Annotated in this window: 27 protein-coding genes and 3 pseudogenes; 15 read left to right on the forward strand and 15 right to left on the reverse strand. The window is 33.7% G+C overall.

All coding sequences use genetic code 11. The features are described 5' to 3' along the window. Positions 1–95: IS3 family transposase (locus ACN6NE_RS02565; RefSeq protein WP_157842248.1), on the forward strand; the 95-nt coding region annotated here is incomplete at its 5' end. Positions 96–221: 126 nt separating this feature from the next. Here ACN6NE_RS02565 and ACN6NE_RS02570 read toward each other — a convergent pair. The 6 genes and pseudogenes from ACN6NE_RS02570 to ACN6NE_RS02595 all read right to left on the reverse strand — a co-directional run bounded on the left by ACN6NE_RS02570 (position 222) and on the right by ACN6NE_RS02595 (position 4,522). Further along, positions 222–1,199 (reverse strand): NAD(P)H-dependent flavin oxidoreductase, encoded by a 978-nt coding sequence (locus tag ACN6NE_RS02570; RefSeq protein WP_474324347.1) that lies wholly within the window; start codon positions 1,197–1,199, stop codon positions 222–224. Continuing rightward, a pseudogene (locus ACN6NE_RS02575) lies at positions 1,180–1,536 on the reverse strand (MmcQ/YjbR family DNA-binding protein). The gene ACN6NE_RS02570 and the pseudogene ACN6NE_RS02575 overlap by 20 nt, the downstream one beginning before the upstream one ends. Positions 1,537–1,603: 67 nt before the next feature. Then, positions 1,604–2,194, reverse strand: coding sequence for a TetR/AcrR family transcriptional regulator (locus ACN6NE_RS02580; RefSeq protein WP_474324349.1), 591 nt, complete (start codon positions 2,192–2,194; stop codon positions 1,604–1,606). A 291-nt stretch (positions 2,195–2,485) separates the two neighbouring features. Continuing rightward, the gene (gene fabZ / locus ACN6NE_RS02585) at positions 2,486–2,920 is read right to left on the reverse strand and encodes a 3-hydroxyacyl-ACP dehydratase FabZ (RefSeq protein ID WP_474324351.1); all 435 of its coding nucleotides are present in this window, start codon (positions 2,918–2,920) and stop codon (positions 2,486–2,488) included. Positions 2,921–2,934: 14 nt separating this feature from the next. Further along, the gene (locus ACN6NE_RS02590; protein ID WP_474324353.1) at positions 2,935–3,525 is read right to left on the reverse strand and encodes a lysophospholipid acyltransferase family protein; all 591 of its coding nucleotides are present in this window, start codon (positions 3,523–3,525) and stop codon (positions 2,935–2,937) included. A gap of 7 nt (positions 3,526–3,532) precedes the next feature. Next, positions 3,533–4,522: a beta-ketoacyl-ACP synthase 3 gene (locus tag ACN6NE_RS02595; protein WP_474324354.1), complete on the reverse strand. Its 990-nt coding sequence runs from the start codon at positions 4,520–4,522 to the stop codon at positions 3,533–3,535. A gap of 198 nt (positions 4,523–4,720) precedes the next feature. Between ACN6NE_RS02595 and ACN6NE_RS02600 the strand changes: the two genes are divergently transcribed. The 6 genes and pseudogenes from ACN6NE_RS02600 to ACN6NE_RS02625 all read left to right on the forward strand — a co-directional run bounded on the left by ACN6NE_RS02600 (position 4,721) and on the right by ACN6NE_RS02625 (position 10,149). Then, on the forward strand, positions 4,721–5,422 hold the full coding sequence (locus ACN6NE_RS02600) for a phosphopantothenoylcysteine decarboxylase domain-containing protein (RefSeq protein WP_474324356.1): 702 nt from the start codon (positions 4,721–4,723) through the stop codon (positions 5,420–5,422). A gap of 1,027 nt (positions 5,423–6,449) precedes the next feature. Next, complete coding sequence (locus ACN6NE_RS02605) at positions 6,450–6,632, forward strand: hypothetical protein (RefSeq protein ID WP_474324358.1); 183 nt, start codon at positions 6,450–6,452, stop codon at positions 6,630–6,632. An 85-nt stretch (positions 6,633–6,717) separates the two neighbouring features. After that, positions 6,718–7,055, forward strand: a pseudogene (locus tag ACN6NE_RS02610) (VOC family protein). Positions 7,056–7,726: 671 nt separating this feature from the next. Next, positions 7,727–9,097 carry an FAD-dependent monooxygenase family protein gene (locus ACN6NE_RS02615; protein WP_474324401.1) on the forward strand — a complete coding sequence of 457 codons (1,371 nt, stop codon included), beginning with the start codon at positions 7,727–7,729 and terminating at the stop codon, positions 9,095–9,097. Between the two features lie 119 nt (positions 9,098–9,216). Further along, positions 9,217–9,519: a hypothetical protein gene (locus tag ACN6NE_RS02620; RefSeq protein ID WP_474324360.1), complete on the forward strand. Its 303-nt coding sequence runs from the start codon at positions 9,217–9,219 to the stop codon at positions 9,517–9,519. Between the two features lie 45 nt (positions 9,520–9,564). Next, positions 9,565–10,149 carry an NAD(P)H-dependent oxidoreductase gene (locus ACN6NE_RS02625; RefSeq protein WP_474324362.1) on the forward strand — a complete coding sequence of 195 codons (585 nt, stop codon included), beginning with the start codon at positions 9,565–9,567 and terminating at the stop codon, positions 10,147–10,149. Positions 10,150–10,496: 347 nt separating this feature from the next. Here ACN6NE_RS02625 and ACN6NE_RS02630 read toward each other — a convergent pair whose 3' ends face one another. The 3 genes from ACN6NE_RS02630 to ACN6NE_RS02640 all read right to left on the reverse strand — a co-directional run bounded on the left by ACN6NE_RS02630 (position 10,497) and on the right by ACN6NE_RS02640 (position 12,363). Next, entirely contained in the window at positions 10,497–11,006 is a 510-nt protein-coding gene (locus ACN6NE_RS02630) for a GNAT family N-acetyltransferase (protein ID WP_474324364.1), read from the reverse strand. Between the two features lie 186 nt (positions 11,007–11,192). Continuing rightward, a complete protein-coding gene (locus ACN6NE_RS02635; RefSeq protein ID WP_474324365.1) occupies positions 11,193–11,723 on the reverse strand; it encodes a GNAT family N-acetyltransferase in 531 nt (176 codons plus the stop codon). Positions 11,724–11,946: 223 nt separating this feature from the next. After that, complete coding sequence (locus tag ACN6NE_RS02640; RefSeq protein WP_474324366.1) at positions 11,947–12,363, reverse strand: carboxymuconolactone decarboxylase family protein; 417 nt, start codon at positions 12,361–12,363, stop codon at positions 11,947–11,949. A 397-nt stretch (positions 12,364–12,760) separates the two neighbouring features. Between ACN6NE_RS02640 and ACN6NE_RS02645 the strand changes: the two genes are divergently transcribed. Beyond that, positions 12,761–13,972, forward strand: coding sequence for a macrolide family glycosyltransferase (locus tag ACN6NE_RS02645; RefSeq protein WP_474324368.1), 1,212 nt, complete (start codon positions 12,761–12,763; stop codon positions 13,970–13,972). A gap of 530 nt (positions 13,973–14,502) precedes the next feature. Here the strand turns inward: ACN6NE_RS02645 and ACN6NE_RS02650 are convergent. Beyond that, positions 14,503–14,703, reverse strand: a pseudogene (locus tag ACN6NE_RS02650) (KGG domain-containing protein); the annotation flags it as partial. A gap of 231 nt (positions 14,704–14,934) precedes the next feature. On the opposite strand from ACN6NE_RS02650, the gene ACN6NE_RS02655 reads away from it, so the two are divergent. The 3 genes from ACN6NE_RS02655 to ACN6NE_RS02665 all read left to right on the forward strand — a co-directional run bounded on the left by ACN6NE_RS02655 (position 14,935) and on the right by ACN6NE_RS02665 (position 16,796). Beyond that, positions 14,935–15,723, forward strand: a complete 789-nt coding sequence (locus ACN6NE_RS02655; RefSeq protein WP_474324370.1) for a hypothetical protein — start codon at positions 14,935–14,937, stop codon at positions 15,721–15,723. Further along, positions 15,724–16,179 (forward strand): hypothetical protein, encoded by a 456-nt coding sequence (locus ACN6NE_RS02660; RefSeq protein ID WP_474324371.1) that lies wholly within the window; start codon positions 15,724–15,726, stop codon positions 16,177–16,179. Between the two features lie 71 nt (positions 16,180–16,250). Then, positions 16,251–16,796, forward strand: coding sequence for a CBO0543 family protein (locus ACN6NE_RS02665; RefSeq protein ID WP_474324373.1), 546 nt, complete (start codon positions 16,251–16,253; stop codon positions 16,794–16,796). A gap of 634 nt (positions 16,797–17,430) precedes the next feature. On the opposite strand, the gene ACN6NE_RS02670 is transcribed toward ACN6NE_RS02665, so the two are convergent. From ACN6NE_RS02670 to ACN6NE_RS02680, 3 genes are all read right to left on the reverse strand, one after another. Continuing rightward, positions 17,431–18,216 carry an STAS domain-containing protein gene (locus ACN6NE_RS02670; RefSeq protein WP_474324374.1) on the reverse strand — a complete coding sequence of 262 codons (786 nt, stop codon included), beginning with the start codon at positions 18,214–18,216 and terminating at the stop codon, positions 17,431–17,433. A 655-nt stretch (positions 18,217–18,871) separates the two neighbouring features. Continuing rightward, positions 18,872–19,177: a hypothetical protein gene (locus tag ACN6NE_RS02675; RefSeq protein WP_474324375.1), complete on the reverse strand. Its 306-nt coding sequence runs from the start codon at positions 19,175–19,177 to the stop codon at positions 18,872–18,874. Positions 19,178–19,552: 375 nt separating this feature from the next. Continuing rightward, the gene (locus ACN6NE_RS02680) at positions 19,553–19,729 is read right to left on the reverse strand and encodes a hypothetical protein (RefSeq protein WP_474324376.1); all 177 of its coding nucleotides are present in this window, start codon (positions 19,727–19,729) and stop codon (positions 19,553–19,555) included. Between the two features lie 622 nt (positions 19,730–20,351). Between ACN6NE_RS02680 and ACN6NE_RS02685 the strand changes: the two genes are divergently transcribed. Beyond that, positions 20,352–20,498 (forward strand): hypothetical protein, encoded by a 147-nt coding sequence (locus ACN6NE_RS02685; RefSeq protein WP_165351724.1) that lies wholly within the window; start codon positions 20,352–20,354, stop codon positions 20,496–20,498. 388 nt (positions 20,499–20,886) lie between these two features. Here the strand turns inward: ACN6NE_RS02685 and ACN6NE_RS02690 are convergent, their stop codons facing one another. Together ACN6NE_RS02690 and ACN6NE_RS02695 are read right to left on the reverse strand one after the other, a co-directional pair. Further along, positions 20,887–21,132, reverse strand: coding sequence for a hypothetical protein (locus tag ACN6NE_RS02690; RefSeq protein WP_129709896.1), 246 nt, complete (start codon positions 21,130–21,132; stop codon positions 20,887–20,889). 85 nt (positions 21,133–21,217) lie between these two features. Then, positions 21,218–21,442: a hypothetical protein gene (locus ACN6NE_RS02695; RefSeq protein WP_013082695.1), complete on the reverse strand. Its 225-nt coding sequence runs from the start codon at positions 21,440–21,442 to the stop codon at positions 21,218–21,220. A gap of 390 nt (positions 21,443–21,832) precedes the next feature. Between ACN6NE_RS02695 and ACN6NE_RS02700 the strand changes: the two genes are divergently transcribed. From ACN6NE_RS02700 to ACN6NE_RS02710, 3 genes are all read left to right on the forward strand, one after another. Further along, a complete protein-coding gene (locus ACN6NE_RS02700) occupies positions 21,833–22,108 on the forward strand; it encodes a hypothetical protein (protein WP_129709894.1) in 276 nt (91 codons plus the stop codon). 252 nt (positions 22,109–22,360) lie between these two features. Continuing rightward, a complete protein-coding gene (locus ACN6NE_RS02705; RefSeq protein WP_129709892.1) occupies positions 22,361–22,705 on the forward strand; it encodes a YflT domain-containing protein in 345 nt (114 codons plus the stop codon). 439 nt (positions 22,706–23,144) lie between these two features. Beyond that, entirely contained in the window at positions 23,145–23,774 is a 630-nt protein-coding gene (locus ACN6NE_RS02710; protein ID WP_474324380.1) for a flavodoxin family protein, read from the forward strand. Positions 23,775–23,847: the final 73 nt, after the last annotated feature.

The following is a 23,847-nucleotide window of genomic DNA, read 5'->3' on the forward strand; positions in this document are numbered from 1 at the left end:
GGTATATTGTTTATTACAACCACAAACGAATAAAAGTAAAATTAAAAGGATTGACCCCTGTAGAATACAGAATTCAATCCTCATTCGCTGCTTAGATAAAGGGTCTAACTTTTCGGGTTCAGTTCATACTGGGTGGCTTTTTATTTTGTTATCGATAATAAGACAAACATAATTTAAAATTTCCGATTTTAGTTAATATATTACTTAAAGCTGGAACACTATTAAAAGTTCTTTGTTGTTTCTAAAATGTTTATCAAACGCTGCTTTCCTTGTTCAGCTGTAGAAATCATCTCATTAAATAATTCTTGAACCGTAGGAACATCATTAATTAGTCCGATAACCTGTCCAGCCCAACCAAATCCCTCTCCTTCATTCCCGTTGTAAATATATTTGCAGTTTGCCTTACCACTGACCATATCTTTTAAATCTTCATAAGTTGCCCCTTTGTGCTCACGTTCAATAATATCGCTAGTATATTTTGATTCTAAAACACGCCCAGGACTCCCTAAAGTTTTCTTGATAATGACTGTATCTGTCTCTTTTCCCTTCACAAGTGCTTCTTTGTATACAGGGTTTGCATGTACACACTCTTGTGTAGCAATAAATCTTGTTCCCATTTCTATCCCTTCTGCTCCAAGGGCGAAGGCTGCTAATAAGCCTCTTCCATCTCCAATGCCTCCACTAGCTAGTACAGGAATTGACACAGATTCAACTACACGAGGGATAAGAACCATTGTACCAATATCATCCCGTCCTAAGTGGCCGCCTCCTTCTTGTCCTACTGCCATTACGGCATCAGCCCCAAGTTCCTCAGCTTTTTGTGCTTGTCTAACTCCTGAAACTAGAACAAGAGTTTTAATATTTTCTCCTTTTATCCGTTCAAAAACAGGTTGAGGATTTCCTCCGGTTATAGAGATAGCAGGCACCTTCTCCTCGATAGCCACTTCTAGCAAGTCTTTATAATGCCCATCATGTCTCGCAATTGCAAAATTCACCCCAAATGGCTTATCGGTCATGGCACGTACTCTACGAATTTCTTCACGAAGCTTTTCTGGAGTTCCTAGAGTTGCAGCTGTAATTTGTCCAAGTCCGCCAGCATTAGAGACAGCTGAAGCTAATTCAGCATAAGCTAAGTAGGCCAATCCTCCTTGAACAATTGGATATTGAATTCCAAAAATTTCAGTTATTCTTGTTTTCATAAGTTTTCCTCTCCTTTGTTAAATGATAGCTCGTTTTAACCATTTCATATATTTCTTTTTCTGGTACAGTACCGTCTAGAATGATAGAATTCCAATGTTCTTTATTAAGGTGATAAGCTGGTACTATGGAATGATAAATTTCGCGTAAATGACGATTTACTTCTGGTTCACCCTTTAAGTTGATCCAAATATGGTCGTCTCTCTCAAAAATCCATGCAAAAACTTTTTGATTTTCTTTATGCCTAATGGTAGTTCAATTTTTATCTCGAAACGGCTGATCTTCAAATACATTCCTATATTTCATGCAGTAATTAATGGCTTCTTGTCTACTTTTCATGATTTTTCCTCCTTTCATTTGTTAGGAATAAAGATTTACGTAAATGAAAGTTAAAAAAGCTTGATGTCTATGCTCGTTTACTACCATTAATTCCTTGCCAAAAGACATTCCAAGTTGAAGAGATTCTTTTATCTAAACGTTCTGACCTTCCTCCATACAACATTTCTACAAATAAACCATCTAATATAGTCAGATAGGCTGCTGTAGCAGTATCAGCGCTAAATTGAGAATTTAATAAATGCTCTTTTTCTTTAAATAATGTTTCTAATAAACACTCCAAATTATTTGTTATTTGGTAAGAGTCACGTACTATCAGCTCCCTAAGCTGCTGTGGGGGGAAATATGAGGTTCGGATAAAAAAGCTTGTGTTGAAATTTCTTTCATAACGATCTAAATACTCTATTAAGAACTTATATAATACCTTCTCTACAGATAGAGTACGATTGGTTCCTTGAAAAAAATGTTCTATAAAATATAGTTCACGTGATAGAGATTCGTTAAAAGAGTGAATAAAAAGCTCTTCTTTGCTTTTAAAATATGTATATATAGATTGCTTTTTAATCCCAACTTCACTAGCAATGGATGATAATGACGTTCCTTCATAACCATTTAGTGCAAATTGTCTTAGTGCAGCTTCTTTAAGCTGATTAAATGTCACAATCTTATCTCCTTCCGAACGTTCGTCAGTTTATATTACCAATATTTATCTTGATCGTCAATTATAGATAGACCTCACCTAGACCAGTTATAATAATCAACAAAAAGATATAAAAAGATTGAAAGAAGTCCGTAAAAGTATACTTTTTTGAACGCACTTCATTCATAGAAGTAAATGAAAAGATCCTACATCATTTTGATGAAGGATCTACTTGACTTGTCATGTTGGTCATCTTCGTCTAGATTATTTAAGGAACCTATATTTTAACTAACTGTGTATATAGAAATTTACTTACTTCCCATTATTCCAAAGAAAGAATGTTAAATCTGCTTCACACACAATATTATTATGTACTTTAGCAATGCCATGAGCTTTTGCAACAGCCCCTCGGACGCGTGTCATTTCTACTTCTAAGTATAATTGATCCCCTGGACGAACTTGTTTCTTAAAACGACAATTTTCAATACCAGTTAAAAGGCCTATCTTTTCATGATTTTCTTCTTTTTGTAACATTATAATTCCACTTACTTGAGCCAAAGCTTCAACAATTAATACACCTGGCATAACCGAATAGTTAGGAAAATGTCCAGTGAAGAATTCCTCATTAGCTGTAACGTTCTTAACTCCAATTGCATTTTCTCCTTCTTTTAATTCAATAATTTTATCTATCAGTAAAAAAGGATAACGATGGGGTATAATTCTTTGAATTTCTTGGATATCCAGCACAACTTTTTCTCCTTCTAAATATTACTTTTTAATTCTTCAAATACTTTTGAGATTACTTCGTTTGTTGCTTCTGTAACAACTTCTTTATCTTTAGTCATTTTAGGTACATGAATAGCATCTCCAAAAATGATAAACCTTCTTTTTCGTCCTAATAAGTCTGTTATGGTATGAGGTCCTACATATACTGCTGGTATAATAGTAACACTTGCCCTTGAAGCAATATGAATAGCTCCATTTTTTAAAGCTTTCTCTTCTGAGTTTCTTGTTCCACTTGGAAAGATCCCAACTATTTGTTTCTTTTTTAGCAATTGTAAAGGTATTTTTAAGACACTGGGTCCAGGATTACTTCGATCTACAGGAAATGCATTTAATTTTTTTAAAAGCCTTTTGATAAAAATCTTATTAAATAACTCTTTCTTAGCCATAAAGTGAATAGGAGTTGGATATAACGCTATTCCTAGACACACTACATCAATCCAGCTTTTATGCGTACAAACAACAATAAATGGTTCATTTTGAGGAAGGTTTTCCTTGTTTACTACGTTCATTCTTCCATTTATTAAAGATAGTAAAAGTTGTAGAATTCTTGTTGCAATGGTATACATTAATCATTTACTCCTTACCTAAATCCCATTTAATAATATGACCTGCGTGAGTAAGGCCTCCTCCAAATCCGTAGAGTAGGAGCACGTCTCCATTTCTTAATTTCCCTTCGTTTATTCCTATTTGTAAGGCTAAAGGAATAGAAACAGAAGAAGTGTTTCCCATGTACTCAACACTAGTTAATGTCTTCTCAATTGGAAACTCTGATCTTTCACATATAGACTCAATCATTCGTAAATTGGCACTGTGTGGAACGAACCAATTTACCTCATTCTTTTGTAGGTTTGCTTGTTCTAGCAATTCAGATATCCCTAAAGGAATTGTTCTAGATGCCCACTTATATACTTCTCTTCCGTTTTGCACCATCTTGCCACTTGAACTTAAAGGTTGTCCATGCATAGTAGTAGATAAATTTGTACGATATACATGTTTACCTCCCTTTCCATTTGTACCAATATGCGTAGCAATAAAGCTCGGGCGCTCTGCATCATTTTCTACCAAAACAGCTGCAGCCCCATCCCCAAACAGTACGCAAGTAGTACGATCTGTATAATCTGTCACTTTTGATAACGTTTCTGCAGTTACGACTAAGACTTTATGATGAAGTCCGGATGTAATAAAGGCATTCGCTATATGCAAACCATATGTAAAGCCAGCACAGGTAGCATTAAAATCTAGAGCACCAGTTGTAGGAATATCAAAGTGATTTTGTATTTGAGTGGCTACGCTCGGAAATGCATAGTCAGGTGTTGTAGTTGACACAATAATACATCCTACATCGCTTAACTCTTTCTGATATTGGGCCACTAAGTTTTCAATTGCTTTAATAGCTAAGTCAGAAGAATATTCATTTTCACCTGCAACTCTTCTTTCCTTCATGCCAGTTCGTTTCACAATCCATTCATCATTCGTATCTACAATTTTTTCTAAATCATCATTCGTAAGTCTTTTTTCTGGTACGTACGTACCTATTGCTGTAATACGTGCAGTTGATTTCATCGAATTCACCTTTCTTTAACACCAAGATATATAAATTGATATTAGTACTAGGTACCAATAAAGTCAATAACTTCATATGAAAAAATTGTAAATAACTTTAAAGTTTATTAGAAGACATATATGTATTGCTATTTAGACTGCGGTTTATTTAATATTTATTTATGTAATAAAATAGAATTATAAAAAGGGGAAAAAGTAATGTTAGGAAAAAATATACTCATTACCAGTGGTGGATGTATAGAAAAGTGGGATGAGGTTAGGGGACACACTAATTTAGCTAAAGGGAAAATAGGGAAAATGATTGCAGAGGAAGCATTAGCAGAAGGAGCAACAGTTACATATTTACACGGCTATTTTGCAGAAAAGCCCTGTGATAAGGATTCAGAGAATTTAAAGTTAGAAAGTTTTGAAGGAATAGTAGATCTTCAAGACAAAATGAAAGCCATTATCTTAAGTGAAAAGATAGATGCTGTTATCATGACAGCTGCAGGGTCGGATTGGATAGTAGACAAGATGTTGGACAAAGACGGGAACCTTATTCCTCAGAATGGAAAAATATCTAGCGACAATCCTCCGGTTATTCACTTTAAGAAAGCACCTAAAGTTTTAAAGCAAATTAAAGAATGGAACCCTAATCTCATGCTTGTAGGTTTTAAGTTAGAAAGTAACGTAGATAAAGAAACCCTAATAGAGAGAGCTAAAATAAGAATGGGTACTTCTAAGGCTAATTTAATGGTGGCAAATACTTCTGATTCCTTACATGTTAATTCAGCTACACATTATATAATTAATCAAGATAATGACATATACCAGTGTGCCAATAAAAAAGAAACAGCAAATATGATTATACAAGCCCTTAATCAGTTATTTTTACAAGAAACAACAGCTGTTTCAAGATAGGTTTCTTAAAAAGCTAGCACTTGCTAGCCTTTTTACTCCCTAGAAAATCCATTATGGTGCGACAAGAAGTCGCTTTTATATAGTGTGGCTCACGCCACTGGTTTAGACGCAAAAACTATCCCCGTCCAAAACTGCGGGCCTGGTAACGGGCTCGTGGGTTGCATGCGGAAATGCGGAAACAGAGAGTCAGTGCACGACTCGGAACACTGCTAGGGGAAGATGAGTATGGTGAACATTAGTGAAGGTTTGTAAGCTTCGTCAATTTTAGCTCAGGATAGTGCACAGATTTGCCTGGGTATTGGCAAGAGGAAAAGCAGATTCATAATGCTGCTGTGACGCGTCCCGTATCTTGCCCGGAGTAAAGAACCCACCTAACCTCGTCGTATCTATAAGATGCGGAACTTGGTAAGCCCTTTGTCATCTGTGTAAACAGTAGGATGACTGCAAAGTCAAACAATGTGGCAGAGGGTAAAGGATACGAGAGAAAGCAAATGCCATTACCTCGAAAGAGAACAGGAAAGCAGGAAACTGTATAACTGGATGGATACTATCGTCCTTACGGACAAGCCCATGATAGGCCCGAGAGGGAGCTGACTTCTCGTTGGTCTCTCGTAGGAACATAAGGTTGTGGCTATCTTCTGACGAAAGAAACGTACTGTTATGTATACCTCCATTTGGAGCGTCGGCGTACGTTTTACTTACCGATATGGTGTGTGATGAGGATACGACAGCAAATGGACCTGCAATGGGAGGCTTGAGCCGTATGAGTTGAAAGGCTCACGTACGGTTCTCAGGGGAGTTAGGGGCAGTGATGCCCCTCGCTTACCCGACTAAACAGAAAAAAGGCTTTAAACCTTAAGAGATATATTTATCAGTTATTAATCTTGTATATACGTTTGTTTTTATATAGATATGTACTATGAGACCTACATAGAAGAAACTTGTTAAACAGGAATTCTATAAAAACTGTAGAAGATATTATGGGTAATTGGTTTTATAAATATTTCCAGTTAAGGGTGGGGTATTCGTGGGAAATAAGAAATTGATTGAGGTACTAGATAAGTTAATTGAAAGGTCGGAAAGGTGGTCTAAGGATGCGGAAAAAAGAAAGGATTTAAATAGCTCCATATTTTACGAGGGGCAAACAAAAGCTTTTGAAGAAATAAAACGAATGGTTAAAAGAGATATAGATAAATATTTACATTCCTAGAGTAAACTATTCACCTAATTAAATGGGTTTTTATAGGGTACAACACAAGGCTTATTATTGAATGTATTTAAGAAAGGGTGAAAACATGAAAATTCATCACCTCAATCTAACGGTTACAGATGTCTCTGCTACTCAAGAATTTTTGGAAACTTATTTTGGTATGACATGCAGGGCAAAAAGGGGTAAAGGTTTGCTATAATGCATGATGAAGATGGTTTTGTACTAACTTTAATGAAGGGAAGCGAGGTCAATTATCCAAAGACCTTCCATATTGGATTCCCCCAAGAGAATGAAGAGGAGGTAAATAAAATTAATCAAAGGTTAAAAGAAGATGGATTTAATGTCGAACCTCCAAAACAATTACATGGTTATACATTTTACGTGGAAGCACCTGGAGGATTTACAGTTGAGGTACTTTATTAAACTATCAGAGCCTCCCTCATATATTTTTAGTGGTTCTGGTGTAAAAACCCATTCTTGGAAACATAGAACAGCGATTTTTTAAAATTATTGAAATTATTTTAATGTACTCAAAACTAGGTAAGTGAATTTATCCTTTTTATCAATTAATTTACTTTTAATTATTTCTTAACCATACTTTAATGCTATGTTATATTTATTGGATTATAATGGAATTGTTAAATTAATCTTTTTCTTTTAACTTGCTTTTCATCTAAAGCAAGTCTTTTTTATTTAATGGAATGAAACTTTCTACAATCATATAAATAACATTGCATCAACATATTTTATTAATAATCATGCTGAATTCTACACGATATTGAATAAATGGAATAAAACAACTAACAAACTTGATTAAGTAGTCTTGTTAAGAGCTTAATTTGTTCATTAAATAAAAAAACTATTATTTTTTATGGGAGAAAAACATCAAATATATGTATCTGATATGCAGAGAAACGCTCTCTGAGGAAATTAACTGTGGTTTTATCGATAATTATAATCAATCACTCCATGCAAATTTCGGCGTTCTAGAAACTTTTGATTTTATGAGAAGTTCATTTCAAAGGGAATTCTTATGAAGTATAATAAAATAAATCGAACATGGTATTTTATCCCAAATATAGACCGAGGAGAGAATCGTATTGGAGAAAGCAATAGTTATCGGAGGAAGCATTGCTGGGAAACTAGCTGCTAAAGCCCTATCACATACTTTTCAGCAAGTAATTATTCTAGAAGCTGGGGAAAAGTGGGAGGAGAAAGCCCCTAGAAAGAGAGTGCCTCAAAGTTATCATCCCCATGTTTTATTAAAAGGAGGAGAAGAAGCAATTGAGAAATTGTTCCCTCACTTCTTTAATCAATTAATCGAAGATGGGAGTGTTATAAATAACTTTACAAAAGATTTAAAGTGGCACCATTTTGGTTCCTGGAAAAAACGATTTTTAGGAGAATTAGAGATGATTCAACAAAGCCGCCCTATGTTAGAGTGGCATTTGCAACACCGTATTGATCAAATTCCCAATATTGCAACCGAGTATGAAATAAAGGTCGAGCAACTATTATTAGATCGTCAATGTAATAAAATATCCGGAGTACGAGTGCGCTCCCTTAAGACGGGAAGAGAAAAAGAAATTCTTACAAATGTTGTTATTGATGCTAGTGGTTTTGGTTCGAAGAGTATAGAGTGGCTAAAATCATACGATATAGAGGTTAAGGAAGAAAAGGTCTGGATTAACCTTTTTTATGCTACTAGACTCTTTCGACTGAAAAATCAGGGACGACCTGACTGGTGTAATCTTTTAATTTCTCCTAGTTTCCCTGAGAACCCTTACGGTGCATATATTCAAACGATTGAAGGAAATCGTTTTTCTGTTACCTTTAGTGGTTATGCCAATGAAAGTGCGCCAAGAACAACTGAGGAGTTTCTCTCCTATGCACAAAAGCTACCCGTGCCTGATGTGCTTCATTTTCTAGAACAAGTAGAACCAGTTTCAGAAATAAAAATACATACAATTCCTTATCAAGTACGTAGACGCTTTGACCTTGCCACTCTCCCAGAAGGTTTCATAGTTGTTGGAGACGCTCATTGTCGATTCGATCCGGTATTTGGACAGGGAATATCTGTTGCTGCTATGGAGGCCTTGGAGTTGCAACGCTATTTTGGAAATTCTGCGTATTCTAAGAACAGGGTTACTAAAATACTTCACAAGAGATTTTCTACTCTTATTGCAACTCCATGGGATATGGCAATTACAGAAGCATTTCGCCATCCCGATATTAATGGAAAAAAACCTTTCATACAGCCGATTAAACAATGGTATAGCAAGAAAGTTTACCAGCTTTCGGCGTCTGATCCTAAGATTTATCTTAGATTAGTTAGAGTGATGAATTTAATACGCCCTCCTTTGCATCTTTTCCATCCTAGAGTTGGATTTGCTATATGGACCAACCGGAAGAAAAAAAGTAAGAAACAAGTGAATAGTCAAAAGTCAGCTCCCTATGAAAATTAAAATACGAATGTTGGGCTCTATATAGAAATGCACTGAAAATTTTCATATGATAGACATTGTTGAATATATTACAAGTAATTCCGAAATTCTAAACAATTACATAAAGGAGAAAATTTAGTATGAACAAGCTATTAATTTTGACCATAGCTTCGGAACTGTTTCTTTTGCTATCCTTTCTGATCATTTTCTTAACAAACAGAAAGACGAAAAAAAATATTCTTTTGATACCCTTACTTATTATCGGAGGATCCCCACTTCTCTACCTAGCCACAGATCATATGAACAGTCACTACGTGGATGCCAATATCGGATTAGGCCTTGCCTTTATGTTTACCTGGATATATAGTGCAATTGCCTTTGTCATTGCCATTATTCTCATAGTAAGAAGGAAAAGAAATAATAATATTTCAAAAGAACAGTGATCTTGGTTCTGGTGTAAGAAATCCAATATAAATGGAGGAATATAAATGAAACACCTTGTTGTATATGCCCACCCACATCCAGAAAGTTTTAATTATTCTATAATGGAAACCATTGTTCAAGCCTTAGAGAACAAAGGTCATGAGGTTGCTGTGAGAGACTTGTATGAATTGGATTTTCAGCCTGTATTGAAACCTGAAGATACGAATGCTATGAAATCTGGCCATATCCCAGATGATATTAAAACGGAACAAGAATTCATTACTCAATCAGATGTAATAACATTTATATATCCAATTTGGTGGGCTGGTCTTCCTGCCATTATCAAAGGCTATGTAGATCGTGTATTTTCTTATGGCTATGCGTATGCTTATGGTGAGGAAGGAATTATTCAGTTACTCAAAGGTAAAAAAGGTTTGATAATTAATACTCACGGTGCTCCGAAAGAGATGTATGACAAAATCGGAATGACAGCTGGTTTAAAAGTTACGTCAGATGTTGGGATATTTGAGTTTACAGGAATTGAACCTATAGATCATTTATTGTTTGGAAATGTCTCTGAACATCTTGAGGAGTCAGTGCTGAAGGAAATGCTAAAACAAGTTGAGGAGAGAATAAATTCTATTTTTTAGAAAGATACAAAAATGACTACAAATAAAAAGAGAACCTTGTTTATTTTAAGGATCTCTTTTTTATTTACTACTGATAATTCACATTATGGTAACTAAAGGTGTATGGTATATATTGTAAACTGATGCGTAATCTCTGATAAAAATGAATTAAAAATATGTGAGTAAAGAATAGAGGAGCTTACAAAAACAAAGCTAAAAATAATTTACAAAAAGAAGGCCTTTTCTTGTGAAAATAAGTCGTCACATCCCAACCACTCTTAAGAATAAGGTCCTCATATAAATTTATTTACAATCAAATCTCCTCAACCTCTAATCTAGAAAGAAATTATAATAAACATAAATTAGGTTCATCTGTTCCACTCTGAAGCTAATATACCCATAAAATATGTATCTACATACTTTCCTTCCACATAGGCGTGATTTCTTAATATGCCTTCTGTAACAAAACCAATTTTTTTATATAGTGCAATGGCCTGTTCGTTTAATCCTCTTGTTGTTAAATAGATTTTATTTAGACGAAGCTGTTTAAACCCTAGATCAATCATTTGCTCCATAGCTATTTGACCATATCCTTGACCTCTAGCTTCGGAAGATAAAAGAATGCCGGTACTAGCTCTTCCATGTGCATAATCTATATCTTTTAGGAATACCCATCCAACTAATACTTGTTCATTGTTTTCAATCCCTAAAATTAAATCGTCATTCATTCTTTTCTTTTCTACTTCTTGTACTACCTCTTCATAAGTTAAAGGTGTCCTACCTATCATTCGCATTGCCTGTTCATCATTTAACCATTTATGTAAATGTTGAATATGGGTTGTTTCAAATGGGATAAGATATATTTTTTTTGTACTCATTTATTTATCTGCTCCTTCTGCTCTCAACCAGCGAATTTTTTAAAAAAGTTAATAACAAGCTATACTTCTGGCCATAATTGATCCCAGAAATATTGCTGACAAAGGTAAAAATGTATTTCTAATCACGATGATGTACTTAACAGTCAATGTTAGTAAAATAAATAGATGCGTAATTGAATTGAGCCGTTAATCTGTTTTTAATTTGGAATATACATTAAGATCTATAAACTTTCCTTTTGACTTCTCTACTTGCCTAAGTGTCCCTTCAAATGTAAAATTCAACCGATATAAAGTCTTAATTGAATTAGTATTTAAAGGCTCTACTTTTGCTTCAACCCGATTTATGTCCAAATCTAAAAAAGCATAGTTTAATAGGCTGCTAATAGCTTCAGACGCATATCCTCTTCCCCATACTGCTTTGGAAAGCTCGTATCCGATTTCAACTTTTGAATGCTCGAAGTCTAACATGTTATAGCCACACGATCCAATAATTTCATTTGTTTCTAATTCTATAATAGCGAAGCGAATAGCCTTTTTTTCAAAAGCTAGTTTATTTAAGAAGTTAATCATATCTCTTGCTTGTTCTATCTCGGTAAAATTGTTAATATTCATGTACTTAGTAACATGAGGGTCAGACCAAATTTTAAATAAATTAGATACATCGGATTCATGCATCTTTCTTAGGTGTAACCTTTTTGTATATAATTCCGAAATCAATAAAGGTTCCTCCTTATATTTTACTAACAAGAATAATACCAAAAGGTATTTATAGTGAATTTTAATAAAGTTCATGATTTTATTTAAAGCATGCCTTCCCCCTTATTCTAAGAGCAAAATTATATTTATTAAATAGATATAATAAATATGATATAAACTCTACCTATTTCTATTTTTATTGATTCACAAAAAACTCTTGATCTACTAAGTCATATTCATATGCTTACTCATTATTTGGCTTTAAAGCCAATAAGGCTCCAAGATATTGTGAAGCTGTAGTAAAGCTTATAAATGCGCATAATTCACTAATCTCACGATCAGTGAGGGTTTCCTTCAATACTTGAAAAAAGGATTTGTCTATTTCCCCTCTTTGTTTTAAAAAAACTTCCGCAAAACCTACAGCAAGAGACGTTTTCTCATCAAATAAATCTGGGTTAGGCTTTCCTTTTGCTTTACAATATTCGCATCCATTTTTTTGAGCTAATGTTCTTCTAACTTGCTCTTTTAAAGAAGCCGAGAGGCTGTTATCCCCTTCTAAAACTTCCCCTAGATTGTTCCAAGCGCTCAATACATTTATATTATGGCCTAAGAGCTGCTGAAAAGGAGTACTTCCATTACCAGATAAAGAAATATTTGTCATAATATTGCTCCTCCCTTATTATTTTTCATTCCTTATTCTAAAAGTTTTCAGTTCCTTTGAGAATTTAATTCGAATTAAATAACATTAAAATAAGATGCAAATAGAATCCAAAATCAGTTCTTTCATTACAAATGTAAAGTAAAGAACTTATATATATTTAAAAAGCTATCTTTATCAGCATAGTTAATCACACTAAACCAAAAGTTGATGTATAGAGAATTTCATAATCGTTAAAAAGAAAACCCAACAGCCCCTTTGGGGAGTTCTTTTTGTATATGTTCTGGAGACGCTGATTTTGTGAACTAAGAGTATATATGATATTAAAAGTTATAATATGGTATAATAAGGTAATATATTTATATTTTGTTATTTTTATTATAAAAAAGGAGGCATTCCAATGGGAAAGGTATTATTCTTTAATTTTCCTGGAGAAGGCCATGTTAATCCCACCATTGCACTCGTAGAAGAGTTAGTGCAAAAGGGAGAAGACGTGGTCTATTACTGTGTAGAGGAATATAAAAATAAAATTGAAAAAACAGGTGCTTTATTTCGTCCTTATGAAAATTTTGCACGTAATATAGATCCAATGAAAAGGATGACAGAGAAAATAGATCCCCTCGACATGTTGCTATTTATGGGACGGTCAATGGATAAGATTATAGAGGATGTTCTAAAAGAAATAAGCGAAGAGAAGTACGACTATGTTATTTATGATAATAATTTCGCTGCAGGGTGGATTATTGCTGATGTACTGGGAATACCTAAAATATCTTCTTGTACAACATTTGCCATTAATGAGGATATCTTTTCAGCTCTTATAAAGAGCAGAGGAGAAATGGATAAAACCTCCCCAAGATATCGAGAAATTGAAGAACTATCGATAAAATGGAAACATAAATATGGAGTAATTCTCAGTGATAGACAAAACTTGATGTCTTGTCCTGGGGATATCACGATTGTATTTACCTCTAAGTTATATCAACCCTATGCTGATAAATTTGATGAGTCTTTCATCTTTGTTGGTCCTTCTATTGCGCCACGGAAAGATGTAGAAACTCTTCCTTTAAAAAGTATCCCTAGTAATAAGCTCATCTTTATCTCAATGGGAACGGTATTTAATCAACAACCTGAGTTATATACTACCTGTTTTAAAGCATTCCAAGAAAGTCAAGCTACAGTTGTATTATCAGTAGGAAAACAGACTGATATTCGCCAGTTTAAAGATATCCCACCTAATTTCATCGTGCGTAATTATGTACCCCAATTAGAAATACTACAACAAGCAGATGTTTTTATTACTCACGGTGGAATGAATAGTTCGAGTGAAGGACTTTATTTTGGTGTTCCTCTCGTTGTTGTCCCTGTTATGGGGGATCAACCAATAGTGGCTAATCGAATTGAAGAATTAGGAGCTGGTTTACAACTTAATCGTCAAGAATTAGATGCTATTACATTACGAAATACAACGGAAAAAGTACTATCAAACTCTTCATTCAAAGAAAAAAGCTTGGAAATTGGAAAATCTTTAAGGGAGTCTGGAGGATACAAAAAGGCAGTGGAAGCCATTTTAAAATTTAAAGAGGATGCTAAAATAGAGGATCTTATTTAATTTTATCTGATTTTTACTTTTAACATTTAAATCAGTCTAGAAATAAAAAATTAATGAAGATAGAAAAGAAGTCTCAATTGGAGACTTCTTTTCTACTACTGCCTAGATTAAACATTATGGTAACTAGATATTAAATAAGGTATACATCCTTATTACGATTAAATGATAAAATGATAATAAATGGAAAGAGGTGAGAGAGCTTGCTTAATTTACTTATTGGAGGTTCTTTATTAGTATTAGGTGGCTATTGTATGTTCAAGTTTATGGGTTCTTCAGCTTCAATAAAAAGCAGAGATGATAACCATGTTGCAAACCCAACAGATGAAAGTATTGTTCCACCTAATTCAACAAATGGTCTTTAATTATAAGAAGCCAAATCCTTATAAAGGGTTTGGCTTCTTATAAGCCGTTTTATGTTAACTAACTTTGTATATCATATACAGCCTAAGAACAGAAAAAACTACTTCCTAATTAAGAAGTAGTTTTTTCTGTTCTTGTAAAGAGACACTCCATTTTCCGGACATTTAGTCGTTATTACGTTTGTTATTGGATTTGCCACCCTTTTCACCGATTTCTCGGTAAAATTCTTTATCATGATTTTTAGCTGTAGCTTTTCCGCCTTTTTCGCCAATCTCTTGATAAAATTCTTTATCGTGGTTTTTGGCTGTAGCTTCTCCATCCATTCTTCCAGCTTCTTCACGGCTCATTTTGTCATTATTATTATTTGTCATTTTACATTCCTCCTAATAATTTTTGACTTGTTTTTTGTTTTCCACATTAAAAAGGTGTTAAACTATTTATCTTTATTTTCCTAATAGTCGAGAAGCGTTTCCTTTTTTTATCTTATAACCCTTTTTGAGATCTTTCCCCTTTTATATAAACCTTAAGTGTATAAGAATACTAGCATAGAAGATTGTCCATACTACTAGTATCTATATAACTTATGTGAGAAAGGATTGGCTATGAGGAATTTTACAAATACAAATAAATCCCGTCGTTATAGGGCTGATGTAAACTCTTTTGGAGTAGCTACTATTCATAGGAGAAATCCTTATATTATAGCTTTGTGGTCTGTAGCCTTTCCTGGTTTTGGACATCTTCTCCTAGAGAAATATGTAAGAGGCATACTCCTTATTACGTGGGAAATCTTTATAAACCAACAAACAAGTCTTAACTTAGCTATGATGTATTCCTTTACAGGGCGCATTGAGAGTGCAAAGGCAGTCTTAGATGTTAGATTGTTATTCTTATATATTCCCGTTTATCTTTTTGCTATTTGGGATAGTAACCGGACAACTGTAGAGTTAAATAAAATTTATCTACTTGTTGATAAAGAGGATGCCAGATTTAATTCTTTTTCTATTAATGCGGTCGGCGTCAACTATTTAGAAAAGCGAAACCCATTCATGGCATTTCTATGGGCTTGCACGATTCCAAGCCTTGGTCAACTTTACCTGAACAGAATTATCCTAGCCTTCTTTACACTAACATGGACTGTTCTATTTGTTTACCAGTCCCATTTTTTCGAAGGGATTCATTACCTTATTGTAGGAAATATTGAGATGTCAACAAACGTATTAAAACCACAATGGCTTTTATATATTCCTTCCTACTATTTCTTTACAATTTATGACGCTTATATGAACACGGTAGAAAATAATAAGTTATTTGAAAAAGAACAAAAAAAATATCTAAAAAGTCATTATCAGCCTTCGAATTTCAAAATTAAGAAAGGTCAAAAGGTGAAATAAATGCAAATTTTTGCGACGTTTGAGCATTCAACATTTATCGAAATGGCAATAAGCCAATTAGAAGAGAACGGTGTTCAGGATATATTTGCAGTCCCTTTAGATAATCGTATAGAAGAGAGAAAACTGTTTGATACAATACACCGATCTGACGGTGTCTCCTTAACTCAGACTGGTTTGTTTTTAGCTGTTGCCTTTTCAACAATTGGAGCCAGTAGAGGGTTTGTATTAGACTGGGGGCCAATCTATTGGGGATTAATTGGAGCAGTCTTTGGCTTCGTTCTTGGCTTTTTATTTGATATTGTTGTTCAGAGGAAACGTATAAAAAAAGAGAAATCCTTAAAAGGAAAAGCATCAGAAGTGATCTTAATTATTAATTGTGAAGAATGTCAAAAGAAACAAGTAGAAGAACTACTGTGGAACAATTTTGCCCTAGGAGTTGCAAAGATCAATGAATAAATATACTATGCTCACGTGCTAATGAGAAAAAGTATTTATTGGGTGTATGTGGGGAAGGAGGAAGCGTACTTGTGAAATATCCTTCTTACAGCGAGGTACAAGAGATCCGAAGTGAATTAAAGGAAGTTGGATATCAACATTGGCTTCACGGTGACTTGTTTACATGGCAATGGTGGGTTTTGCTTCTAGCTGCTATTTTACCTTGGATTATATGGGGATACCTTATTAAAAAAGAACATCGTCTCCATGTATTTGCATTTGCTATGTTAATTGGTGTCATATCCAGTATTCTAGATACAATTGGGGCCGATTTATTATTATGGGAATACCCCACCAAATTATTCCCTATGATTCCACCTTTGTTTCCTGCTGATTTGACTGTAATTCCTGTTACATTTAGTTTAGCTTACTATTACGGTAAAAAGTGGAGAGTTTATATCCTATATATAGTCATTATCGCATTTTTATTTTCTTACGTTATTGAACCTTTATGTAAATGGACACAAATATATAAGCCAACTAACTTTCCTCATTGGCTTTCTTTCATTGGTTTTACGTTGATTTCTTTATTGGTTAGATGGTTTTTAGAAAGAATTTTACCACTAAAAGAACGGTGAGTAAAGAACCCACCTAACCTCGTCGTATCTATAAGATGCGGAACTTGGTAAGCCCTTTGTCATCTGTTTAAACAGTAGGATGACTACAAAGTCAAACGATGCGGCAGAGGGTAAAGGATATGAGAGAAAGCAAATGCCATTACCTCGAAAGAGAACAGGAAAGCAGGAAACTGTATAACTGAATGGATACTATCGTCCTTACGGACAAGCCCACGATAGACCCGAAAGGGAGCTGACTTCTCATTAGTTTCTCGTAGGAACATAAGGTTGTGGCTATCTTCTGACGAAAGAAACGTACTGTTATGTATACCTCCAATTGGAGCGTCGGCGTACGTTTTACTTACCGATATGGTGTGTGATGAGGATACGACAGCAAATGGACCTGCAATGGGAGGCTTGAGCCGTATGAGTTGAAAGGCTCACGTACGGTTTTTAGGGGAGTCAGGGGCAGTGCTGCCCCTCGCTTACCCGACTTAACTAACTATATATCATATATAATTAAAAAGGAGAAAAGCCACTGGCGTATATCAGTGGCTTTTCTACAATGCATGTCCTCAACTCAACAAGTAGTGAGGATTTCCAAATAGAAGCTTCACAGCGTCTGGTGTAGTTTGCTCATAATCCATAAAAATATTCACATTAAATATCCTGTAAATGAATTTGTATACTGAACAGCTTGATGTAAACTAGAGAAACTTCTAACTTCCTCAACTTTTATTCCTAAGCTCACCATGGTTTGAGCGATTTCTGGACGTATCCCACTGATAACGACTTCAATTCCTAATAACTGTAGCCCAGCTATTACTTTAAACAGTTGATCTGCTACCATCGTATCAATAATGGGCACAGCTGATAAGTCAATAATAAGCCATTTTAATTTATATTGGCTTCCTTTCTCTAAGGCACTCTCCATCAAATATTGTGCCCGTTTGGTATCTAAATCACCTACTAAAGGAAGGATGCCTATTTCTTCTGTCATACGAACAACGGGAACAGATAATTCATCAATGGCATATTGAGCATAATTTATTTTTTCAGTGTAATCTTTTACATACGACTTACTTACGAATTGGATGGCGTTATCTACAATCAAATTAAAGTGAGAAATAATTTGATAAAAAGCATCGAGGGAGAAATCATTATTCTTTGCTTCTTCTTTTATTATTTCTCCGATTACATCTCGATAATAGCTAATCTCCTCTAAAGCTAGGTTTAATGGTAGTCCATGATTGACTAATAAATTAGCCATATTGTTTCCCCACTGTGCCATGACTTCATTTGCTGCCTCTTTTTCCATCAAAAGAGAATCGGCATAAGTGGTAAGGAGGTCCAAGCGAAAAGTAGTCAACTCTGTATAGATACTATGAGACGTTGCAAGATCTAGTCTTTTATTTTCAGCTAACTTTTCTTTTCGTTGCAAAATGGTTTCTTTAATTGCATGTAATTTTTCTTACTGTATATAGGGCAAAGGTGTCCCTCCTTTTATTTAAAAAAGCAAATAGTCCTCTAATAGATGAGGATTAGAGGACTAAGCATATTGAAAAGTGTATTGATAATGATGAAATGTTAAGTTACTTATATTCTTTATTTAGTTGTATAGTGCCCCTAAATCATAACACACCTTTATGACAGAACTATTTCAGACAAGTTACAACATATGTATAAAATTAAACTTTTTTACATCCCAGAATATTAAATTTGTAAATAGATATGTTAACTAAAAAGAGACGGTTTAAAACATCTTTTTTATTGCATACCTTTAAGGGATTTTGTGCTAAGTAAATTGTAGGTATTTCATAAAGAATAATTAACATAACTATTTATGCTTCGTAATGGTAAATGGTTATTTCCTCCTCATGTTATATATCTTCTTATCTTTTAGGAAATTATCATATTCATGGTAATTAAATAGAAAATTTATAAACATTTAAGGTTAATATGTTTTTCCTAATATAAATTAAATCAGAAGCGCAATAAGTCTTTATTTTATACAAAAGAGTAAATATAAAAACTAGCTTATAAAATTGAAACTTTTACTATTTACTCTTATTGACGACAAATAAGAAGTATGTCGATTATCTACAACGGTTATTGTTATTCATCTTATTATTTCTTGCGGCTTCTGCGTATCGTGCCATTGATGCATGTGCCATCGATGCATGAGTGGATTCATATGGATTATTACTATGTTCTTCTCGGGCCATTCTTTCCGAAACAGTTGAATTACCTGAAGGTCTATCTGACCCATCTTCATCTTCATCTTCATCATGATCTGCTCTATAGAATCCAGGTGGAGTCACATATGTATCTAGATCATCAAATGGCTTTTCACAACTACCGTTATCGGGTATTTTTTCTGATTCATGACTTTGATCTAGCATAAAAATCACCTCCTACATATAATATTTGAATCCAGAAAAAAATCATAAGAGGTTATTAATGTAAATAGTTTAAAATAAGAGTTATTTGTGAAGAGTGTTGTTATACCTTCTGAGGATAGTTCAACTGAATGCCCTTCTATATGATGGCATGGTACAGATAGAAGGGCATCTAACAAGTGTACAAAGATGTTATACTAAACATCACCACACGCAAATTTTGTGTTAGTTTTTGCTGAGAGAAAGAGTAACTTTAGGGTTGCTTTTTTATAATAAATGGTATAATATACACAAAAAAGAAACATTATAGAGATAGTTTTTGCATAGGATAAAACTTATTGGAGAACCACCTTACTTCTGTAGGGTGGTTTTTTCATGTTATCTTTCGGGATGATAGCCGAGGTTTGCATTTACTTTTCCAGTTAGACCATCATTATTAGCAGGAATCTTTTTACTATTTGATTTCGATACATCTACTGGTTGGATATTTCCACCATTAGTGTCATAACTATTACTATGATTGTTATTTTTATGTGTTGTATCGTGTTCTGGCATAAAAATCACCTCCCAGTTGTATTATTTGAATATGGTTTGAAGAAAATAAGAGGGATTATGAGGAAATGATTTAGGCAAAAAAGGAGCAACCACAATTATTATGGAGGAGCTCTACTGCTGCAAAGGCTCTTTTTTTGGTTGTCTTGCGGAAAGACACACTATGGTAACTAACTTTGTATAACATATACAAATTGAAAAGCAGAAAGACCCCCTATTTCCGTAGGGAGTTTTTCCGTAGGTTAATGAGATTGTAGATTGGAGATACTTCTCAGCATCATGAATAGTTTGCTCAAGTTATCAATGACTTATGTATTAAAAAGAAAAAACCACCTAATTTGTCAGAGGTAGGTCTTTCTTCTAGAAAATCTGCATGTGATTAGTTTGCTTAACATAGTCGATAACTATACATAATCAAAAAAGAAAGTCTACTGAGGATATCAGTAGACTTTCTTTTTGTTCAATAGATAGAGAAAATCTAGCTTCAAAATAAAATTTCATTTGAATATATGTTTTAAGACGTAAAAGAAAGGGTAAAGTAATTTAGTTTTATTCCAGATGAACTTTTTTTTAAAAAATGATTAATATGTTGAACAAATTATAATAATGAATCTGGAGGGAAGGTATGTCAATTAATAAAGAAGTTTTCTATCTCGGTAAACGATTTAAGATTATTCATATTTATAGTTCTGGTTATTGTGAACTTAGAAAAGTTAACAATCCTTTTAAAGTAGAACTAGCTTTATTAAATGATATCCTACTAATAGGATGATAATCACTGCATATTCTTATTTAACTAATCAGGATGACTACCTTTGATTTTTGTTGTTAAATAAACATATTAATCATCTTTTGATATAACAGAAGCCAAGTTCTTTATACATAAAGAACTTGGCTTCTTATAGTGAACATTACGTTAACCCGCATAGTATGGAAGGACTCATTGAAACTACACCAACTTGTCTTTATTGTAGGAGTGTTGTTCATCCCTCTATTATAAAGAATGATTTGATTTATTGTGATCTCTGCAATTGTTTATGGATGGGCTATTTAATTTTGTTTCTAAATGTTATATGAGACCCAGCGTATATTTCTCTCTATTATCTACAATAATCTATCTAAATGAAAAATCTCGACATGATAAAATGTCGAGATTTTTATTAGGCGACGATTTCTATATAGTCTTTTTTTACAGCATCCCATTGGAATCTTCCTTCTTCTACAACAAGATGAGCATCAAGATCCCAAGGGAAATATTGTTTAGCCATATCTAAACGTAAATGTTCAATACTCGCTGGAGGAAGCTCCCTATCTCGTTTATTTAGTCCGATAAAATAAATACCACCTTGTGCTAATACATCTGGATGTAAATAAACAAAAACCGGCTGTAGTTCTGTTTTTTCCATTCTTTCCACTCCTTTCAAGTACTTTTTAATAACTTAGTTTAATAATTAATTAGAATATCTACTTTTTCATGCTATTGATTTAATATTAATTTCTCTTATATTTATTTTCAGTGGAGGATTCATTTTTAGTTTTCTTCTTATTTCTTTCATCTTGCTTTTCTATCTTTAACTCTTCAGTTGGTATTGGATCCACTGTCTCTTCAGTTTTGAATTGATCAAATAGAGTTTTATTCTCCGTAGGATATTGCTCAGCATGATCCCTTCTTTTGGTCTCTTGAGGATGGGGAGATTTCTTTCTTGACTCTGTCATTTTAATACCTCCCTGTTCCGACCATATAAATCCATATACATCTCCTCCTATAGGTGGAATAGTTTATTTACTTTTATCCTAACGAAGATGATTTCAAACCTATACTTATAGAATTTTTGATTCGATTATAAAGATAAATAAAATGAGAGAAGAGACCTTAAACAAGAAAAAAACACCATGATTAATTGGTTTTTGCAAAAAAACATTTGAGTTTAAATTAGAATATAATCACGAGATAATCTACAAGTTAAATTGAACGATCTGCTTTTAAAATTTAATAGATAGCCTTCAAGCTTACAACTGATACCTAAAAATACAAGTTTATTAAGCCATCACATAGGGAAAATATTTTCAAAATCTAAAATCTTAAAATAGAGAGGAGTAAGTAGAATGCGACAAAAAGCCCTTGTTTCTGGTCTTGCTATTTCAACAGTAAGCGTGGGGATTACAACTTATTTATTAAAGGATAAATCAAACTTAGATAAGGTAAAAGGGTTTGTTCGAAGTATAAAAAAAGCTATTTCATATGAATCACCGACCAAAAGATTGGCCTCTTTCCCTATACACAAAGCTGGTCATCCAGACCCTATGGATATTGAAGATAATAAGATGGTCTCAGAAGGATCTATGTTCTCTGTGCAATATTATAATGAAAAGAAACAGTGAATTATCAATCCACATTATTGGCTAAATTAATACAATTTTAAGACAGTTCAGTTGCATCTTGGGCAGATTTTAACTATTGGAAAGATGTTATTTTCATCATAATTATATGTACTATTTCAGTTCCAATAAACATATATGGGCCTCATATCTCAGCCTAGACTATATAAAGCGTAGTTGAAACATTCTAAGAAGGTAGCAAGCTATTCATATTATAAACTTCCATTAAATAGCCTGTGATTAGGGAGGTTTTTAATGAAGAAAATAAGAGTTGTAAAGGACGGCTATGAAGTAAAAGAGGCTATTGAGCAATTTTTAAGCCTAGGATTCAGAAAAGATAATATCTACTTATTAGCCGATGAAAAAGATCGTACTGAAGAATTGACAAGTGCGTTAAATACAAACGATATTGGTGTATCAGAATCAAGGGATAACAATGGAATGGCAAATTCATTTCATTTTTACAAAGATGAACTACACTCTAAGCTTTACTCTTTAGGATTATCAGATGAGGAAATTCAACTCTATTTAAAAGAATTAAATTGGGGCCGTATACTAGTGTTTGCAATAAAAACAGATGATTTTACTACTAACGAATAATATCAGTAAAAAAGCTATACAAACTCTCCTTAATTAACTAGTAAATAGAGTTTGTATAGCTTTTTTTAAATTATATACTTTTCATAATAGAACAAACCATATATATAGACATCAACATACCAATAAGGTTCACTTCTCTCGACCACTTAGTTTCTTTAACATTTATTACACCCACGAACTATTAAATACTCTTCTTTGCAATAATTACTATACGTTCTTGTTTCATTTCACCTATACATCGTTCAGTTTCTTCTTTTGTTAACCCTAACGAAGTCATTTTAGAACGGAGTTCATCTTCACGAGAAAATAACTTATCAATGGAGAAAACTACACTTCCCCCCCACTACAGGCTTGTAATACTACCAAATTTGCGTGTTTTTTCTCTTCAATAAGGGAATATCCAAAGTAATACTTATTTATAAGGAGTTGGGAAATCAACGTGACACTTAAAGCTCTTTTACTTAATTGTACATTAAAGAAAAGTCCTGAGGTCTCAAATACAGGTGCGTTAATTGGCGAAGTGGTGAAGATATTTGAGAAGAATGAGGTGCAAACCGAAGTTATAACTATCGCAGTCTATAAGATTGGACACGGAATTACAGAAAAAGCAGTAAATGAAGAAGATGAATGGCCTTCTATTTTTGAAAAAGTAAAAGAAGCAGATATTGTCATAATAGGATCTCCTATTTGGCTAGGTGAGCAAAGCAGTATTACTACTCAAATTATAGAAAGGCTTTATGGTGGAAGTAGTCTAACAAATAATAAGGGCCAATACATTTACTACAACAAAGTAGGTGGAGTGGTTGTGACGGGAAATGAGGATGGTGCCAAACACGTTTCACGTTCGGTCATCTACGCATTATCTCATATAGGTTTTACCATTCCTCCTAATGCCGATATCTATTGGGTAGGAGAAGCAGGGCCGGGACCGTCCTTTATTGAAGCTGAAGGATATAAAAATGATTTTACCATGCAACATGTGGAAATGATGGCCCATAATTTAATACATTTTGCAAGACTATTGAAAAGCCATCCCATTCCTAGTGAAGGAAATGTAGTCAATAATTAATAAAAGAGGACCCCATTAACGGGTCCTCTTTTATACTTTTACATACATCCTGTAACTATTTTTGCAAAAAACC

This window comes from Priestia sp. 53B2 (genome assembly GCF_056099005.1).